The 20,007-nt window shown below is 54.2% G+C and carries 11 protein-coding genes; all 11 read right to left on the minus strand.

All coding sequences use genetic code 11. The annotated features are described in order from the left end of the window. Positions 1-86: 86 nt before the first annotated feature. Complete coding sequence (locus CEQ44_RS18105; RefSeq protein WP_088183221.1) at positions 87-1,163, minus strand: radical SAM/SPASM domain-containing protein; 1,077 nt, start codon at positions 1,161-1,163, stop codon at positions 87-89. A gap of 229 nt (positions 1,164-1,392) precedes the next feature. Continuing rightward, positions 1,393-4,671 (minus strand): glycosyltransferase, encoded by a 3,279-nt coding sequence (locus tag CEQ44_RS18110; protein WP_088183222.1) that lies wholly within the window; start codon positions 4,669-4,671, stop codon positions 1,393-1,395. Further along, on the minus strand, positions 4,671-7,316 hold the full coding sequence (locus CEQ44_RS18115) for a hypothetical protein (protein ID WP_088189831.1): 2,646 nt from the start codon (positions 7,314-7,316) through the stop codon (positions 4,671-4,673). Before CEQ44_RS18115 ends, CEQ44_RS18110 begins: the two co-directional genes overlap by 1 nt. A 216-nt stretch (positions 7,317-7,532) precedes the next feature. Then, positions 7,533-8,333: a class I SAM-dependent methyltransferase gene (locus CEQ44_RS18120; RefSeq protein ID WP_140419297.1), complete on the minus strand. Its 801-nt coding sequence runs from the start codon at positions 8,331-8,333 to the stop codon at positions 7,533-7,535. Positions 8,334-8,364: 31 nt separating this feature from the next. Next, on the minus strand, positions 8,365-12,045 hold the full coding sequence (locus tag CEQ44_RS18125; protein ID WP_140419298.1) for a glycosyltransferase: 3,681 nt from the start codon (positions 12,043-12,045) through the stop codon (positions 8,365-8,367). A gap of 211 nt (positions 12,046-12,256) precedes the next feature. Further along, positions 12,257-14,065, minus strand: a complete 1,809-nt coding sequence (locus CEQ44_RS18135; RefSeq protein ID WP_088183226.1) for a glycosyltransferase family 2 protein — start codon at positions 14,063-14,065, stop codon at positions 12,257-12,259. Beyond that, positions 14,062-15,036: a phytanoyl-CoA dioxygenase family protein gene (locus CEQ44_RS18140; RefSeq protein WP_088183227.1), complete on the minus strand. Its 975-nt coding sequence runs from the start codon at positions 15,034-15,036 to the stop codon at positions 14,062-14,064. The genes CEQ44_RS18135 and CEQ44_RS18140 overlap by 4 nt, the downstream gene beginning before the upstream one ends. 23 nt (positions 15,037-15,059) lie before the next feature. Beyond that, positions 15,060-15,875 carry a DUF5672 family protein gene (locus tag CEQ44_RS18145; protein WP_176400256.1) on the minus strand — a complete coding sequence of 272 codons (816 nt, stop codon included), beginning with the start codon at positions 15,873-15,875 and terminating at the stop codon, positions 15,060-15,062. A gap of 11 nt (positions 15,876-15,886) precedes the next feature. Continuing rightward, a complete protein-coding gene (locus CEQ44_RS18150) occupies positions 15,887-17,515 on the minus strand; it encodes a glycosyltransferase (protein WP_254913640.1) in 1,629 nt (542 codons plus the stop codon). A gap of 70 nt (positions 17,516-17,585) precedes the next feature. Then, the gene (locus CEQ44_RS18155; protein ID WP_176400257.1) at positions 17,586-18,458 is read right to left on the minus strand and encodes a phosphotransferase family protein; all 873 of its coding nucleotides are present in this window, start codon (positions 18,456-18,458) and stop codon (positions 17,586-17,588) included. Between the two features lie 282 nt (positions 18,459-18,740). Beyond that, complete coding sequence (locus tag CEQ44_RS18160) at positions 18,741-19,979, minus strand: polysaccharide pyruvyl transferase family protein (protein ID WP_088183229.1); 1,239 nt, start codon at positions 19,977-19,979, stop codon at positions 18,741-18,743. Positions 19,980-20,007 lie beyond the last annotated feature (28 nt).

The following is a 20,007-nucleotide window of genomic DNA, read 5'->3' on the forward strand; positions in this document are numbered from 1 at the left end:
CATCAGGCCCCGCTGACACATCGAATGACGAACCTATTTCCAAGTAGAAATCGATCGGGTCTTCTCCCTGTACCAACCAGTCCCGATTAAGCCGACAATTCCTGTAAAAGTGGCGCTGCTCGCAAGAATGAACTTAACCCTTCCCGATCCTGAAAATGTCCGATGTCATTCCGAAATTGGCAATTGTTACACAAAGATGGAGGGCTTGCGCTGTTCACTCGACGGCGAAGTTCATGGTAGGGAGCGCTATTCCAGATTTCTTCCATCGAATTTTCGTGCAGATTGCCCATTGTGGATTTTGGCGAGCAGCAAGCCTGCAAATCTCCATTCGCGAGTATCACAGCGGATGTCCATGGAATGTGACATGGCGCATTACCGCCGATTTCGACGACTGACGACAGAGGCGGGCCGATTTCCAAATTTATGCCGCAGATTTCCGCGACCTTAAGGCTCTCAATGCGAATGGCATTGAACAAGTCGTGATCGTCGAAGAGGCTTTCCTGCTCCATCTCCACGTCATAAATTTCCAAATGGCGGGTGCCTATGGAATCGACACCCGCGGCAGCCGCTTTTGCGACAAAAAGCGGCAGTTCCTCGATGTTGGATCGCATGAGCGTGAAGCCCATGCTGATCCTGAAATTATGCTTTCTGTCATGCGCATTACGCGCGTCGACAAGTGATCGAGCGGCCGTGAATATCTGGTTCACCGGAGGAGAGCCGACCCGAATTTTGCGATATGTGGCGTCAGTAGCAGCGTCCACAGAAATACTGACGGCATCGACTTTTGACCGCATGATCTTTTCAATATTCTCAGCGGTCAGGTAAACGCCGTTTGTATCTATATGGACTGCGATACCAAGCTCCAAAACATAGTCTAGCTCGCCGGGATATTTTTTATCTGCAAAAAGCAGATCTCCACTATAATCAGTGAACATCCAAAGAATTTCGCCGGCTTCGACCCTGCGACTGATGTCTTCTTTTATCCTGCCATCCATCCTCACCGCACGCTTACGTGAATCTTTCGAAATACACTGGATGCAGTTCAAATTGCAGGATGACAAAGGACTATATAATAATCCTTCCGGGACGGAGCCAATCTTATACATCGATTGATTTGAGACGCTTTCGTCTGAACGAACGTCAATTGACGCATCTTCTACCATATGCTGTTATCCGCCAATGCAAATCGATTACAGAAATATTGTTTCCATATTCAAAATTCGGAAACAACATGATAAATTCTAACCTATATGCATATTAAGATGGGCGCTGGCTCTGCTGGCCGATTGCTATCCATTCGCACGCGCTCAAAGCATAGCGCTACCATGCTTAGGATGATCTTATCTGACCTGATATCACTATCGGAGCCTGTGAGCGCGTCCGCAGATGGAATCACGTCAGCTTCGTGAACGAAGCCCCCGCCTCTTCAAGCAGCCGCTCCAATATCGGCATTGGCGACAGAAGCTCAAACTCCAAGTCGGGGAAGCTGTTTAGAATGGCAGTCAAAAACCGGGAATCCGTAGCCAAAGAATGGGCCCCCTTCTCGTAGCCTGGCGTCAGATGCTTGGGATCTAGCTTTGCCTTGAGATCATCGGAGACCTTATAGGCGTAACGTTCGCCGCCTATCTTTGAATAAAAATCCATTCCTACAATGGCAAATTTCCTGTGCCCTTCGCACGCCATGGCCGCCAAGGCTTGAAGGCCCGTCGTGGCGAAGGGGCGAGACATCATCATCCGGCCTAGTTCGGGTCGTTTTGAGATCACGCTCCAATGATCGCGCAAATCTTCCTTCCTGAAGAAGGGACGGTCCGACAGCTTTTCACCGCCTGGATAAGTCATGGCGTCCAACTTAAGCGGGCTATTATATCGCGCTATACGATAGCGGCCCGCTTTGACGACTTCCGCCATGTCGGCATGCAGATGAGGTTCGTTCACCCCCCAGAACATTTCATCGACCCGACCGCCTAACGCCGGCTCGTCCTCCTTGAAGAAAAAGTTCATGCGGCAGATGATATAATCCTGCACGGCATCCGGCATGATCGCAGATCGCGATGATGGGCCGTTACACCACAGCAAAACAGGACGTTTTTTGACGATGGTTTCGGGCGCGCCGAAGCGTCGATAGTCATGCCCTTCCAAACCAAAATTCAGGAAGGGATTTATGGACACTAGCCGGGCACCATAGCTTTCCTGGATCGCATCCCGAACCGTCATGCTCTGACGCTCGATCTTTTTCAGCCAGTCGCGATATTGGTCAAGGTCGCTCCACATGGATGCGTCCATGCCGTCATAATAGCCGTCGAGCACGGCTTTTCCGTCTATCGCGCCACAATCATGGCCCAACAATATGATGTTCGCCGCGCCCATGTAGGCAGCCAGATGGATGGCCGAGGTGATCGTCGACCAACTCACGACCAGACGTCCGTCCTGATGGCTGATCGGCGTGAGGTCCATTTTGTCGAACAGATTTTCGGGATGATCGTAGAAATAGGCTGTCGGCTGGCGAAAGAAAACGGAATTTCGGCGCTGTCCGTCCTTCTCCAAATGCCCATATGCGCCGCGTGACACAACTGGGACAGTCTCTCCGTCCGCCAACTCGCAGGAAAATTCGCCGTTCGCGAATTCCTTGAAAATCGAATAGGTACAAGGGAAATGCCGGAATGCCCGATTGACCCCTATTACCGTCTTGCCCTTAAGCAAGGCGGGATCGATGAAATTGCCGCTGGGGCCAGCCGCTACGACAAAAATATCCTCGCCTTTGTGCCGGTCCTGCAAAAGCGAAACCGGCATAGGCATTTCCGCATCATAGGGGATGCCATCCGTAAGGGCGACTTCACCATGCAATATCTGCCTCCACCGGTCAGATCGGCACAACAGCCAGCCTTCCTCCTGAGCGGGCGAGACGATCGCACCGAAGGCAGGGTGTTCATCAAGCAGATGAAAAATACGGGCAAAGCTGATTGGATTTTCGGGAACCTCTGACATGGAAGTCGGCCGTCCGGTACTGCCGATATAAAGCACGAAGTCTGGTGCCGCCGTCAGCCTCGCATCGGCGTCTTCGACGCCGACATTCTGCATTATTACGGATTGAGGATAATCCCGTTTCAGCCCTTCCTCAAGATTGGCGCCCTTTCCTTCCAGGATGAAGCTGAATTCGGTCTGATGGTCCTTCGACAATATGTTGAACGCGGGCCTCCAGAGCAGCAGATCGGCCTTGCCTCTCAGACGGGCTATGACGGCAACGCGCCTGGAGGCGGGGACAACCGCCGCCGGGCCTTCATTAAACCACAACGAAAGCGCTGCGTTGATGCGGCTCACAAATCGAGTGAGGGTCAGGTCTTGGTTGACCGCATCGAAGGTCGACTTCGTGCAAATACGGATCGCTGCACGGCGTAACGCCGAAAGCGCAGCGGCTGGCCCGTAGCTTTCAAAAACTGTGCCCGGCGTGCCTGCACCTTCGAGTAAGACGCTGATCCCCGTCTGCCGATAAGCACAGACACGCTTATAGGCTTGGAGCGCTTCGAGCGCGCACAAGGGGAATGGATCGTCTTCCGAGGAGAGGAAGAAGATATCGCAGCTTTTTATGAATGTGAAAATGCTCGGGCTATCCAGCCCCCCCAACCAATCTACATTGGGTGATTTATACACATCTTCGTCGGCGCATGTTTGATGCCCCGCCCAGCGAAAGCGCCAAGATAGCCCAGCTTCGCGCGCAAGATCTGCGACACGAGAAAATAAGGTAACGCCTTTCCGGGGCTGGATTGTGCCGGCCATTACTATCGTAAGAGCCTTGTCGGCATCCAGCTGTCGCTCAAATGATCCGGGATCGATAGGTTCTGCTAATGCCGTAATGTTATAAACCGTAACCGCTTTATCAACGCCGAAGCTTGATTTCAGCCAATCACGCTGCAAATCGGAAACGCACAAAATATTCAGTTCCGGCAGAATATCCCTGAGCTTCGAAAATAATTCCGGCTGCTCATTCGCTACACGGTCAAATATCCACTGCGTTTCATGCAGATAAATCGCAATCTTATGACGTTCTTCGTAGATTATATCGATCAAACCCGGATTTTGAACGATAGGAGCGATTGAATTGATAATGACGAAATCATGTGAAGCAATATAGGGAAGCGCCGCGCTACCATGCGCACGCCAGCCAAGCTCGATGCTGGTGATATCCAAGCCACCCCAGGCCGTCATCGCATTCAAATAATGCGAAATAGGACGAGTAACCCCGGTACTGAGTCCGAAATCATGTGCGATTACCAATAGCCGCTGCAATGCCTTCGGCAGTCGCGGCAAAGAAGCGGCGTCATCCAAAAAACCGTCCAGCACATGGTTACGATACCAGAAATGACCCCGATTACGCGATTCTGTCTTGACTCTTTTTCCATCCATGCGGCGTCGTGAAGGAACGGTCAATGCTTCTGGAGCAGCATTTAAGAGAACCTCAAGTTCCGCATCTGATGTCGGGTCCGTCACGCATGAATTCGGCGTAGCAGATGCGTCTTTAGGAGCTGATCGACCAAGCCTTTTACCAATCCACTGAAAATGTTCCAACGGATCCATCCCGAGCGCTGCCACATCGGGATATTGCTTTAGATAAGCGTCGCCAAATGAACCCGCGTTCAACTCCGAATCGCCCTCATCGTCACAATGAGGTATCATCAATTATTCCCCGCCTCACTGGCCAGGGGACCACTTGGCCTTCCTTCATTCATGCCGTGCAGCACGTAGTGACGCAGGGGGTCCATACCTGCTTCAGCGACATCGCGATTGAGATTCAAATAGACCGTTTGATCGAAAAGACCTTGGCTCTTCAATTTAGAATTCAGGCGATCGCGCCCAATGGCTGCGGGAAGCCACGACGTGAAGCGCAGCTTCTTGCCTCTCTCTTCGATCAGCATCGCCACCAGCTTGGCCAACCAAGCTACACGACCTTCCGTTCGCGCCAAGTTCTTGCCTTGCAAACTCAACGTATTCTGCAACCCGCGCTTGTCCCCTTCAGAGCGCGCCAATGCTTGTCCCAGCGACAGCGTTTCCCGCAGCAAATGTGAATTTTCGTTGGTCAAACGTGCGACCGATCCACCAAGTTCATCTTCACGACGATGATAGGCGGTGCTTAAATCAGCCAATTCATGTTCCAGGCGCACCCTATGGTCCACGGCACGCGCCAGTTCATATTCCACGCGTGACTGTTCTTCGTTCGCGCGCGCCAGAGCGGCGGAAAGATCGTCCTCCAGACGACTCTGCGTTCTCCCCAACTCTACAAGCTCGTTGATCCGGTCGGTCAAGCCGACCATATCCGCATGCATTTCCGCTTGGGCTCGGTGTGCGTTTTCCCGCTCACTCTTCAACGAATGTTCCAACTGCGCAACCTGCCATGCGGCGTGGTCGCGCGCAGCCCTTTCGCTATCCTCAAGCGCGGCGACGCGCTGCATAGCCTCCTGTCGTTCGCTATCCCTCTTATCGATCAGCGCCTGGAGCTCCGCTTCCCCTTTCTGCAACATCTGGGTTAGCAAGACAATCTCGGCGAATGCCGCTTCCGCGCGCTCGGTTGCCGCCGAAAGATCGGCGTCCCTATCTTGTAAAGATTTCTCACTCTCGTCGACTTGAGCAGTCAGTTCGTCCATACGCGCCAACGCATCGGTCAGCTTCTGTCCAACGTCGTGGGTCTCGGCGCGACGTTGCTCAAGTGCGCTTTGCGTCTGCGCAAGGCTGGACCGAAGTTCAGCCAGTTCCTTGTCCCGCATTGCCAATTCGGCTTCAAACCGCTGGTCCGCACGCTCCGCGTCCGCTTTGCTGGATGCGGCGGCGCTTTCTGCACGTTCAACTTGCTCCGACAACATCGTCGCGGCATGTTTCGCCTCAGCAAGATGGGCGATTACCTCCGCCAACTCCTCTGCCCGCTCGCTCAGTTCCGCTTCCAGCCGCTGCACGATCGTATCGGCCTCAGATTTACTCAAGGCGAGCCTGGCTTCTGCGCGTTCGACCTGCTGCTCCAGGGCAGCCCTGGCGCTCTTGGCGCTGCCCAATTGCGAAAGTGCATCGGCAAGGTCTTCGTTTCGCCTGCTCAATTCATTCTCCACACGCTGCACAGCTTCGTCAGCCTCTCTTCTGCTCGATGCCAACATGCCCTCGGCACGGTCAACCCGCTCCTCAAGCGCCGTAGCAAAAGATTTCGTGCTTGATACCTGGGCGAGCGCTTCCGCAAGCTGCTTGGAAAACCCCTCTTCGAAGCGAAGCAGGGTTGCGCCAATCTGCTGCTCAGCAGAGGTCAATGCCTCCTCACTGAGCGCAGCCTGACGCGCCAATGCAGCCTCTGCCTCCGTCCGAGCCATCTTCAACTCTTCTGATTGCGTCATGAGCTCCATCTCTTTTTCTTGCGATTCCGCCTCAAGCTGCTTGGCCCTGTTGCCGGCCAGACGCCCCCGTTTGATAAGACCGCCAAACGCCCCTGACGCCGCGTCCAGTTCGCGTTTAATGGCATCGAGTTCATCATAGTCGGCAGCATTTTCCCCCTGGCTCGCCCAACCCTCGAATATGCGATAAGCCGTGCGTAGCCAATGCGCTTTAGACGAATCCCCGATGAACTGTGCATCATCGTATCGATGATGGCGATAACGATCGGACAAAAATGCATCGATTCCCTGCGACGCTTGATCGGGCGAGCGCGGCCAGCTTATCCCAAATGCTTTCGATACTCGTGCCACCGTCGCAGGCCAGTCCGTCATAAGTTCGTGATAGCTGGTGAAACAGCGCACCCTGCCCCTTGATCCAGCTTCTGCATCGAGAACATGCCGCAGCCAGAGGAGATAACTGAACTCCGAGTCAAAGCCATGACGGGTGTTAAGCGAAGCTGCGACTTCATCGGGATGGCGTATCGGCAGGATAATGCGTGGCGAGACATTGCTGGCTTGAAGCAGGTCGAACCAGAATTTAGTCAAACGACATATACGCGGATCCTTTAGGACGAAAAAATTCGAGCCGCCATATTGCTTCGCCAACATTTCTTGCGCTTGCTCGAACAAAAGAAGGTGATCCGGCGCATGATACCAGTCCGTATCGAAAGGAAGCCAATCTATCCAACTTGACCCCGCCAATTCTAATATTCTGGCATTTATATCAATGACGCCTTGTGGTTCCCAGAAACCCAAATCATTATCATTTTCTATGGGCTTCACGAGATCGCGAGGAAGTGCACAACCAAGAAGATTAAGAACTCGAGTCAAGGCGCTCGTGCCCGATCGATGCATGCCTAGGATCAGCAAGCATATTTTTGCGTCATCGCTATCGATATTGCCGATATTCATAGAGCTGACGCGATGCCCCTTTACCATAGCAGCGATTGATGTTGATGTAACCTTCCACTCATTGCACAAGGTCTATTGAAGCGAGCCACCGTCGCTCGATAATAACGCCTAAGCATTGCGCAGCCAATCGGACCAGAACGACGCAGCGCGATGACGCGCGAAAGCGAGATTTTGGGCGTTGATGGCCCACTTGACGCCAACTGCATCCATTTCATTTCAGCGCAGCAAATTGCTCCTCTCTTGCTTCCACACAATATCGCGGGCCGCACGAACGGTTTCGAGCGGATTTTGTCCAGCGCGTCTGAACCGAACAAGAAATTCGGATGTGCCAGCTATGGTTGGAACGAATCTATCAAATTCCAACGACAATAATTTCAAATTGATGAGGTCCTCGAATATATCGAGGAATGAACTCGGCGTAAATATCCAGCAATGACTGTCGATATAGTCATTTCCATTATACTGCCTAACCGCTTGTTCATAAGCAAGCTGCAGTGCCACGTCGCCAACAAACAACGGCGCATTTTGGACCCCGGCCCAAGCGTCTTCCGTATTCATGGCAACCGTCATCCGACAACTATCGAACATTTGCGCGATCGATGGGCGCCTGTTCCCTTGGAGGTGGGCTTCAACCAATGTGCCTGTCGTGCTGAGCGGCCGCTTCAGATCAAACCCATATCGCTTGTCCGGTATCGCTAAGGATATAATTCCATCGCCGGTCAACGACTGGCTGACGTCATCAAACCAGTCGATAAGATTGGGGATATGCTGAATGACATGGCTAGCAATGGCATAGGCGAAGGGGCCGCTTTCCTTGAGCGGCTGTTCGCGCCAGGGAAGCCGCGCATGTAAATCGGGATCGTCACCGACTATTGAACGGCCCAGAAAATCGACATACGTCACGGCAGCCGCATCTTTCGTCAGCACTGGACCAAGAGCAGAAGGAAACTCTATTCCTTGTCGGCCAAGATCGAGTCCGCCGATAAGATGATCGTTACGATTAATTTGAAACGACACTAGTCAGTTCTCCGTAAGGATAATCCAGGATTTATTGCAGAGCGTATTGGCGGGACTTATGCTGGCTGTCACCTGCATTGATACTGCTCACCTCCCAATATATTTTATGCAAATCCGCCGCTTGATCCGCCATGCTGCGTGCTGCGCCTTCACGCGGCGGAGGCGCTTTACGATAACGCGCCGGGTCTGCATCAATTCGGGAGAGAATATTTTCCAGGCCATTTACAGCGGTAACGTCAATGACATAGCCATTTATATCTTCTTCCACATCCTGGCCGATCGCACCCAGATTGGACGCGATCACCCATAGACCGCTTTTCAGGGCCTCTCGCGTCACCAGGCCGTAACTTTCAGGCCAGGTCGAGGGAGCCAGCAGCACATCAATCAGGCTGTAAAGCGAAGCGACCTGCTTCTGCGCAAAAGGCGCAACCAGCGTCACCGGGGTAGTGCCCCAGAAGGTGTCGATCGATTGCCCGGGCGCCAGCGTTCCATCGACCATAGTCAGATGAAGGTTGGCATAGGCGCCACGGCGCAAAGCCGCTTCAATCAGAGCAGCGCCCTTGTGGGAAGATCGCCCGCCCACATGGCCCAAGGCAACGCGACCATCGGGCCGTGGCGATCTGGCCACACCTTCTATAGCCGGCGTTCCATTTTCGACCACCCGCACATTGTCAATGCCGGCATTAGCATAGATGTCTGCAAACGGACGCGACACGCTCAGATTCGCAGCGGAATTCTGCAACAAGGAACCGAGTCGCTGCCGCCGCTCGATCGAAGCCAACATATTGGCGCTGTCGGCGCAGTCGTTCAGAATATCGCTACTTGGCAGACGCAGCAGGCCGTCGCTATCGACCAGGAATTGATGATCAGACACCCACCATGCGTCATGCAATGTCACGACGTAGGGAATGGCGCGACGGTGAGCCGTCTCCACAATCGATGCCGTCAACCGCTGCACGCAGTGAAAATGAATGAGGTCGGGCTTGAAATGATCCAACACACGCTCGAATGGCGCTACATTTCCTTCATTGAACGGCCGCCAGTCCATATTCACTTCCTGCGGCGTTGACAGTCGATAAACGGGAATGCCTCTTTCTGATTCCAGGGTGAACCGACCCGGCGCTACGCCATCATTGGAGCAGAAGATGCCGATGTTCAGGTCTGGATATTGTTCGGCGAAAGTCCAAACATTATCTTCTACCACTCGCGTCGCACCGCCATAGCTTTGTGGCGCAAAAAATACGTTGCAGATGAGGACACGAAGACGGCTTCGACCAGTCGGCAACGAGACAAGATTTTGTTCCCCGAAAACATTTTTGATCGTGTCGGCCGCGATATCGATATCATAATCCCGTAACGCCTTTTCGCGCGCTTTTGCGCCGATGAGCATGCGCAGATCTGTATCTGTGATCAGCTTCTCTAAGGCAGCGAGCCACTCAGCATCACTATCGACGATCAGGCCATCGACACCATTTTCGATGACATCATGATAAGTCTCGGTGCCGCTGACCACCGACGGTATCTGCAAAACAGCCGCCTCCAGCCATTTTATCTCGCTTTTACAATCGGCCACAATGCTCGGCTCCAGCACCGCCAGATTGATATGACAGCTGGCGAGCAATGACCAATAGGCTTTCACGTCCGCCACAAAAGCGTGGGTGATGATGCGATCATCCATCGCAGCTAGGTCTGGTCGCAATTTCAGATGACCCACGATCACAAGGTCCACATGGTCATACCGGGTCATCAGGTCGAGCAAGGCCGGCCCGACGAGATTGTTGAAATCGGCATTATGCGCCTTTGTCCCCGAACCGTAAAAAATCCTGATCCGCCCGTCCTGGCTACGGACGGGCTTGGCGCCCATTTCGATCGCGGCGATGTTACGATCGTCCAGCGCATTGCGGATGATGATGCTCTCATCCCCCGCAGTAACCGCCCGCATCTTTTCGGCTAGCGGCGGGGTGGATGCTATGCTGCCCTTGCACATGGACATCGCATAGCGAAACAATGGTACGCCGAATTGCAGGCCCGCATATTCCTGCGGCGAAATTTCTCCTTCGAAAGAGGGGTAAGGATCAGGATAGCAATCGGAATCAAATATGAGGTCGTCGATCTCATAATAGGTGCTCAGGTTCATGCTGTTTGCATGGAGGATCGCCCGCAAAACATGGGGTAGTGCAGCTACGCGATAGATGATGACGGCTCTCGCCCCCATCAGGCTGTCCATGAACGCCTGGACGTGGTGGTGGGAAAAAACCCGGACGGGAATATCGGCCTGTTCGAATTCCAGAACCTTTTGTTCGATGCGGTAATGATTGCATTGTCGCAGATCGTCGTTGGCCAATATTGCGACATATCCATCTGAATCACCGCCTGTCGGTGCCGGCAGGTCGTCCATGTCGATATAAACTGCGCGGATGTCGTCAAGCGTGTCGGTTAAAAGCCTGTCGATTGCCGCTCTTTTGACCAGATCGGCATCGCTCTCGGCGACCTCCTTATACATCGCATGCGCCCGCGCACTTTGATGATCGAAATACCGACTGACGACTTCGTGCAGCTTTGCGCCGAATTCCGGCTTCTGCCGCCACAGCGGATAGGCTTTGCGCAGAACGTCGAACGCCTCGGCGAATTCCTTACGATCCACATAAATGGATGTTGCGTGCAGAAATGCCCAGATCGGCCCACGGTCGAGACTCATAGACGCGGTATAGGCTTCCAGCGCATCTGACGTCGCGCCGAGCGCGCGGTGCGCATCGCCCAGCAGACACAAAGGCTCCGCCGTCGGCGCGAGCGCAGTTGATTGCTTGAACATCGTGACGGCTTTGTTGAAATCCCCCTGCACCAAGGCGCGCCGCCCGATGCAATCCAGCAGCCATGCCGCGTTGGCACCCATCAAATCGACATTCTTCAGAACGCGCGAAATTGGACTGTTGAACAGCGCAACCAGCGCCTGGCTTCGGGTGGTTGACGACGCCATTCCCGCCCTCTGTGCATAGCTTCGCCAATCGAAATGGAACGGAAACGGCATACCGCCAAGATAGGAAAACAAAAAGAGCCGCTCATTAGGCGCGATACCGGAAGGAAAGCCTTCGCTCAGCCACGCGCGATATAGATCGGCATCGGATTTATGAGCATGCGCTGGCATGGTCTGATTGTCGCGCGAGAATTTGACGTCAAATTCATATTCAAAGCTGATCGGCCAAATATTGTCGATGCCTTCCGCACAAAAAAGATCGAGAGCATCTTCTCGCGACGACGGAATATTTTCCAGTTTATCACCACACCAAGCTATGAATTCAGATGTCGAAAATATCGATCTCCATTTTTCTTCATAGGGAGTTGGCTGAAAAGAACCCGTCTCTTTAGGAAATTCCGCAATTCTCCCTTCCTTATGTCCGTGCCTTATATAATGAGCGAAATATTCCTCGTCGGTATCAAACTTATATGTCAGGTCTTTATTGTAGAATTTATAAGCAGCGACGTCAAAATTCTCGCGGAGATTTCCAGGAAGAGATTCAACATGGCTGAGATAAGCGGCCTCATTGGGAAACCTACCTTCAGATTTTCCATGCAAAATAAAATGCTTTAGCGCAGCTCGTTTATTCGCAAGCCCTCTCAAATCCTCATAATGCGAAAGATAAAAATTCGCATCGAAACCTTTGGCCGCTTTACTAACCACAAGTTTATAAAGTGCTTTCTGTATCGATCGCAAATTAGTTCTTCCCCAATAAAATCTGATGATAGGTTATGCCGACCACATAGCCCCACTCATTCTGCCGCGCGCGGCAGATTAAAATCTTCGCACAAAGCATCGCCGATTCGACGAAATATGAAAAGGGCTTTCTCTTACAAAACGCCCTGATTGGTCGGCTGCACCATGACCGGAATTTGTTACATTTGAACGGATATGTTAGGATCTGAGCTTATCGCACAGTCCCAAATTGCTCCGAATGGCGATCGAGCGCCGGATGGTGCGTGGGATCCAAAAAGCCGACCGTATCCCAGCGTTCTTGCAAAATGGCGAGTTCGCGAAAATAGCGATCGCGGTGCTTTGGCGCCATGTCCAGCCCACGCGATTTGCTCTCATGATGGATCAGGACGGCACTGGGGACGTACATATTCGCAGCCCCGGCCGCTCGAATCTTCAGGCAAAAATCGACATCGCTATAGGCGATACGGACGCCGTCCTGATCCAGCCCCCCGACGCTATCGAACAGGCGACGGGAAACCACGAGACAGGCGGCGGTCACGGCTGTTGCGGATCGGGTCACAAGCGCATGGGCGAAATAGCCGGGCGCATCCTCGGCAATGCCCCGATGTGCATGGCCAGCAGCGTTACCCATGCCCAACACGATGCCGGCATGCTGGATCGTCCTATCGGGATAAAGAAGCCGTGCGCCGACGGCTCCGATGCCGGGCCGACAAGCCTGCCGCATCATCTCTTCCAGCCAATTTTCGTCGATAATTTCTACATCGTTGTTCAACAGACACAGATATTCGCCAGCGGCAAAGCTGGCCGCGAAATTATTAATGGCTGAATAATTATATTCATTAGGCCATGATATGACCTCGACACGCTCATCGGCTACGACGGATTGCAGGAATTCGAGTGTTTCTTCTTCTATGCTGCCATTGTCGACGATTATGATTTGCATGTTGTCGTAACGGGTGTTCCCCAATACCCCTTCAACGCAGCAGCGGAGCAGATCGACGCCGTCGCGTGTCGGGATGATGATGCTGACCAACGGAAGTCGGTCAGGCAGTGGCCATGCGATCTTCGCCGTTTCGAACGGCCCTTTGGTCACAGACGGACCACCATATGACGCCAGATGTGCCCGCAGGGCAATAAACCGGTCGGGGCGTGGCCGATACCAATCACCCCGCGGTGTACTGATGGTAACGCGATGTACGTGATGACAATCACGGCCATCGCGAACCGCGAGATGCAACAACAGGGCATAGACTGCTGCGCCATCCGCTTCGTCCGTCAGCATGCCCCACTGTTTGCCGCGTAACACAATACGCGCTGCATCGACCGGGATCGCGCAGGCCGCACTCACATAATCCTGCGCCATGGCCATGTTTGGATCCCAATCCGGCTTAAACCACGGATTGGCCCTGCGGCCCATAAAGCCGAACTCATCCTGATCCCCATAAACAATAGGCGGCACCGCGTCTGCCATCGCTGCGCTAGCCGCCGCATAGGCAGCCAGCGCGTGAACCGGAAGTCGACAGTCCTCGCGAAGAGGGACGAGATAGCGCGTGTCGCTCGCATCAAATGCCGCAGCCAGCCCAGCGGTGCGCGACCTGCAACCGTCAATGATAGAAATTCGGGGGTCGGACGGCAGCCTGTAGATATGGGCATCCTCCAGCGTTACCGTCAATTTCCAATGTGGCCAGCTTTGCCGGCGGATGGAGGCAATCACCGCCCTGACCCGCCGCGGCGCAACCTCTGTCCCGATGTGGAGATGAATCCCTATGTCTCGCGCGGGCCGTTCCGAGCCGGAACGGGAAAGCAATGCTCTCCTGTCGAGGTTGGCGCAATCTTGGAGCCAATGCTTATAAATGAAGGGTAATGCTGCGACAGCGGTCCTCAATCGACCGACGGCTCGTACGCGCCGACGCCTCACGAACCAATAAAGTATGGCGATCAGTTCGCCCGGACGATGGAACAGGAGACGAGCTATGTCGCGATTGCGCACGGTCATCGAGGATATGTCGCCGACCGTCACGATGGTTGGAGCAGTTTGCGCAAACGCCGCTTGATCCAGCGCCAGGCTGGGGAGCCCGTTTGCTTGTTATCAGGCGTAACCGGGCGTGGTGGTGCAACGATCTCGCCCAGATGGCGACTTGGTCGGGGTTTACCGTCACTGATCGCGACCGGCGTGCGCAGGTCAAGCCGGCCTAATGCCTCGTCAGAAAAAGCAGGCGTGTAATATATACAGTCCTCAAAATAATAATGGGTGACCTGGGACCAGCGCGTCAACTTAGGATTATTCTGGTAAGAACCGCCATGCAACAGATTTGCACACCAGATCAGCGCCTGCCCCTTGCGCGCGGTCAGCACTTCAGGCTGCGCGCCGTAAGCGTCGCAGATCGCCTTCCAAGCAGGGCCATAGGGATCTTGCGCTGATCCCAATTTGATACCCTCGTCGCGTCGCCCGATCAGCCCGTTAGTCATGATCGGCCAGCGGTGCGATCCTGGATAATAGAATAAGGGTCCTGCATCGGGACCGATATCTTCCATCGCCAGCCATAGCCCGCACATAAAGCGTTCTGGCAAACTGGAAAAATGCACCGAATCGGAATGGGCTTCCTGCTGCGTCCCCACTGGAAAGTTCAGCGTTTGAAAAGGAAAGGCCGGCCGTCCGTATAATTTGCCCAGAAGATCCAGCACGGCCTGGTTCACCGCGATGGCATGGACGTCCTCGTCGAAAGACCATGCATCCTGAATTCGGCGCTCGCCGACCGTCTTGTCGCTATTGGGATCGGCTAAATTGGTGGCATAGTGCGGGGCGAGGCTATGCTTGATCCGGTCGATCCGCGCCTCCAGTTGCGCATCTGGAAAATCGAACACGGCATAGCCCTTTTCGTGAAGGCTGGTTGCAATCCGATCTTCCTCGTCCGTCAGGCCAAGAGACGCCTTTTGCGCGTAAAACAAAGGAGATTCTATCAGCGGTATGCCAGGGAATATGTCAGTCACGAATGAGTTGGCCTCTTATACAATCACGCACAGCGGGCAGATATTCCACGATGCTTACGCCAAAAATCTCTTACATAGTCTCTGGTCATTGCCGCCATCCGTAACCAACCGCCAGCACCACGCCCGACAGCCCTGAAGATGCCTGCGAAGTCGTGCCAGACTGTGCTACGATCATCAAGGTCGCGATAGACGCTCCAGAAAGCCTGCGTACCAATTGCGTGGGGCATGTTGAACACCCCGTGATAGCCGAAACTGGCGCGCGGATTACCGACTCTCTCACTTGCGAACTGATCGGCCAGTTCAGCCGGCGCAAAGCGTATGCCCCACGATTCCAGCCAATCCCGGTTCACCCGTCCGATAGCGACGTCTTCAGGATGCATATGCTGGAAATCGGCATTTCGGCATTTGTCCATCAGCCGCTTGCTGCGCAAGGAAAAGCCGCCATTACCAACGTCGTGCCCATCATCGAACTGCGGCCAGCGCGCCCCGATATAGTCATAGTCCAGGAAATCCGCCCGCCATTTGCTAGCATTGACGATATGGCCATCCCACTGCACCACCAGACAATAGGGCGTATCGATATGGTCCACCATATCCGACAACAAGAAGGTTGAATAATCGCTCGCGGACTGCAATCGCCGAATAGGCACGATCGCAATGCCTCCCTCTTCCGCCAGATCGTCCGCATCAGTGAAAAATTTGCATGCGGCAACATCGACCTGCGCCAAACATGCTCTCAATGCACGCAGCGTAGCCTGTATGTTCACGGACGAGGCCGCGCAGAGCGTGACCTGTGGCAAGCACAGCTTAGTATCGGCGGAGGAGGTGACGGTTGCCATCTGTTTGCCCTTCAAAGCCTGATGACGAATTGTTCGCTCGACGGGCTAAGCTGTGGATGGTGAAAAGGGTCCACACCCGTGGCTGTACCCCATAAGCGCTTGAGCGCCGCCAGTTCCCCGGCAAGGCGGGTCGAACCTGCAAGGTCGCGATCGAAGCCCCGCGAAACCGATTCATGGTGAATCAGGGAAGCCCGCGGTTCGTATAGGGACTGCCAGCCACGATCATTGAGCCGCATGCAAAGGTCCACATCATTGAACGCAACCGCAAAGTTGCGTTCGTCAAAGCCCCCTACGGCCAGGAAGCGGTCGCGCTTCACCACCAGGCAGGCTGCGGTAACCGCAGATACAAATTGCGGCAACATGTGCCGTCCGAAATAGCCGGGATCGTCGGGGCGCAACAACCGATGCGCATGCGCAGCCCCCCCGCCTACGCCCAACACCACGCCGGCATGTTGAATCCGGCCATCAGGATAAAGCAGTTGCGCCCCGACTGCACCGACCTCTTCCCGCAACGCCTGAATGGCCATGATCCTCAGCCAGTCTGGATCGAGAATTTCGATATCATTGTTCAGCAGGCAAAGCAGATCGCCCTGCGCCGCCTGCGCGGCCCGATTGTTGATCGTAGAGAAATTGAACGCTCCGGGATGGCGCATGACGCGATGGCGCGCGGGGTCGAGGCGAGCAAGATATTCCAAAGTTTCTGGATCTTCACTGTCATTATCGACAACGATGACATCGATCGACGGATAGTCCGTGGTCGCAATGCCAGAAAGACAATTCGCCAGCAATTTGGCCTGGTTCCGCGTCGGCACGATAACCGTAACCGACGGCAGCTCAACCGTGGCGTTGACGCGCACTGCGGGTAGGGGAAGCTGAGCTTTTGGCCGAGTACGGCGATGATGCAGAATTTGCCGGACATGTGCCGGCGGCGTATCGCCCATAGCCAAAGTTACGATCTGCCCCGGCCAGTCGAGCGCCGCCCCTAGACGATCGAACGCATCTCGATCGGCGCGTACGATACAAGCCCCTGACAGATAATCGAAATGGCGATAAAGTTCGGCATTCCAATCAGGCTTGAAATGTGGCGCTCTACGACGTCCCGTTTCGTCCAGTTCATCATCGTCGGCATAAATGACGCGGGCGTCACCTCGGGCGATCGCAGCGCGATACACCTGAATCGCATCTGGAGCGAGCCGGTCACCTGCAACGATCGGCATGAACCAGCCACCGCTGTTCCAGTCGATATCGCCGACGGCATCCATCAGCATCGACGCATCTGATGTACCCATCACCAATGGTCGCACATCTTGAACCGACAGGCTATCGAGGGTCTCTGCCAGAGCGCCTCGATCACTTCCACCATATATCAGCGCGATGATAGGCGGTCCGGGCAAGGCTTCTGCATTTTGGTCGCGGACGATAATATCCTGTTGGGTCAACCACAACCGATACGCCCTGGGCGATCGACCGAGCAATGGCGCTAATTGACTGCGTGCGCGGAGTCGCTTTCGGCGGATACGCCACCACCATGCCGTCAGATAAGCCTTCGGCGCGGCAATGAACGCATCGATATGCACGGCCAGGATCAGGCGCCTGGAAACAGGGTTTGCTATCATCGGATCATCAACATCGGGTGGCATCTATAGTGACGTCTTTGGGCCTCAAAGCGCTTCTTCCAATATGCGTCGCAAACGATCGTGCAAGCCGCCTTCAGGAGGCACGCCACCTCAGCGATGCTGGCTCGATTCTGGGCAAGCCGACATGGCTGAGCGCCTGATTGGCGTAGCGCAGGAATGGACGGGTCCGCATCGGCAAACCTACCCGCAGCCAGGTCAACGCCACGATCGGTCGCCAGGCCGCCAATGAGGCAGCTTCGCCCCCGGTCACGTTCAGATAATTTGTTGATGAGGTCCGCGCGGCCCAGTCCCGCCATAACCCCATCGCCAAGCCGCGTGGGCCAATGCCAAAGCGCATCAGCATGTCCATCCGTGCAATATCTGCGATAGGATCGCCCGTCGCGGCTTTCGACCAATCTATAAGAACCATCCCCTCTGACGACAGAATGACATTGCCCACGTGAAGGTCTCCGTGCATCAATCGATCGTCGTCCGGCAACACGTCCAGATAAGCGATCGCCTGCCGCTTAGTCTCTTCGGGTAAGGGGCCGAAAACAAGGTCGGTCCTGCAGACATCCTTGAACGACCGAAGCGCCGTCGATCGCACGGCATGCATGTCGCTGCAAAGTTGCATCCACGCACTCAGTAAGGCGCCGGCGTTCAGCGGGCGACGCCGCAGTTCCGCTTGCATCGTTACGCCCGTAATGCGCGGAAACAATATTCCGCGCGCGCCTTCATACCGGATCAAACCCAACGCCCCTGCAGTGGGCAGACCTGATTGCTGCGCCAAACGGGAGGCAGCCGCCTCCCGTTCGATCATCGAATCCGCAGCGCCATCGGTGAACAGTTTGAGCACATGATCCTGCCCTATCGCCAACACGCGGGCGGTAGCCCCTTGCGCAATGTCGATGGGCGCTTCCATGGCCAGAACGCCCGGCAACACATCGGCTAGCGACCGAAATTGCATCACCGGCGCGTGCCTCGATAGCATGGCGACATAAGCCACCACTTTGTATAACGATCACGCCATGGCACGGCGTTTGGCCCGGATTTCCCGAACCGACCATATGCAGTTGAACGACGAGAAAATTGCGTGGACTCGGCATCCCTACACGGCCACAATCCTATATGATATCGGGCGATATATTTCGTCACGCCCGGCACATCATAATGGAATGACCCAATATTCACGTCCGCCGGTGCACTGCAAAGTCCGAGCACCGGCACATCAACATGTAACTGATGGTTATTACCGGGCAGCGGCCTGCTTCGCCTTGGCAGCTTGTTGGGCATGAACGAGTTCTTCTCTGTCAAACCCAGCGAGATAAACTGCTTGAGCAAGTTTACGCTCAAACTTGCTGTAAGGCGCAACGGCCGCCATTCGGCTTTTGCCGCCAAGAGCGTGATGAATATCGGCAAGATTGTTCATCGTAACCTGAAGCATTTCATCCTGCTTCGCCATGAGCTTGACCCGAAGGTCAGCGAAATTATTATAAATCCATTCAGACTTATCTACTATCTCGTCCGCGAAATTTTTCTGACGGACGTCGATGCACAATTCTTCAAGACCAATATCGCGAAGGAACCAGCGCAGCTTATTATGCACAAAAAGCGATAGAATCGGGTTGCCCAAACCGAAGGGAATCATTTGAGCATGACCACGCATGCCGACCGTCAGCGGAAGTTTAGCAAAATAATTCATGGCCTGAAATATCTGCCGCGTCTGGTACACATTCTTCAGCGGCACATCCAACCCACGCTCCACCGCTTCATTGTGGAACGCCAAATCACCGCGCGCGTTTGCGAAAACTTCGACATCCCAGCCCTTGCTCTTCAGGGCTTTCAAACCTTTGACAGTCTCATCGTAGATTCCGGGCTTGTCGAAACCTGCCGCCAACTGCCGCTTTCCGATAAGGGCTTGAACTCCAAGATGACGGGAAGGAGCCAGGTCCGGCACATAGAGGTCTGGACATAATTTCGACGAAATGGTCGTTGGACAGGGCTGATATACGACCTTGTGACGCAATTCAGGCCGCAAATATTCCTTGATGGTTTCTACCGAGCCGCGATTGCGAAGCCCGAAAAAGATCGACTTTTCAGCGAGCAGATTGACGTGTTCAATGAATTTTTCACTGAAATCCGCCTGCTCGAGGAACCGATTATTCCCAACGGCAAATACGATGATGGGCTTTTCGATCGCGCGCAGCAGTTCGATGGAGCAGTTCCATTGCCATCCAGACTTCTGGTTCGGATTGGTGTCGCTGAGGAAGAGCCCACCGCCACCAATCACCACTGCATCATATTTGTCGTTAATCGCCGAAACCAGACGCGGATAGACAGCATCCCGCAGATTTGTGGATCCTTCAAAATAGAAGGCTTCCCGGTTTGAAAACGAGTTGAACGTCTCTCGGACCATCTCAAAGAGAATAGTATCGCCGTAGTTCCCCAACGTCTTGATATCAAAATGAAAAAGCTTATAGGGGTCCACAAAATTCTCCTTCTATCCAACCCGGTAA

Origin of the sequence: Sphingobium sp. Z007 (genome assembly GCF_900013425.1) — a bacterium.
Lineage (GTDB): Bacteria > Pseudomonadota > Alphaproteobacteria > Sphingomonadales > Sphingomonadaceae > Sphingobium.

Coding starts and splice junctions, on each gene's coding strand:
- CEQ44_RS18105 (WP_088183221.1), bottom strand. CDS start 1,163: ATGGTAGAAGATGCGTCAATTGACGTTCGTTCAGACGAAAGCGTCTCA.
- CEQ44_RS18155 (WP_176400257.1), bottom strand. CDS start 18,458: ATGCAATTTCGGTCGCTAGCCGATGTGTTGCCGGGCGTTCTGGCCATG.
- CEQ44_RS18145 (WP_176400256.1), bottom strand. CDS start 15,875: ATGGCAACCGTCACCTCCTCCGCCGATACTAAGCTGTGCTTGCCACAG.
- CEQ44_RS18150 (WP_254913640.1), bottom strand. CDS start 17,515: ATGCCACCCGATGTTGATGATCCGATGATAGCAAACCCTGTTTCCAGG.
- CEQ44_RS18110 (WP_088183222.1), bottom strand. CDS start 4,671: ATGATACCTCATTGTGACGATGAGGGCGATTCGGAGTTGAACGCGGGT.
- CEQ44_RS18115 (WP_088189831.1), bottom strand. CDS start 7,316: ATGAATATCGGCAATATCGATAGCGATGACGCAAAAATATGCTTGCTG.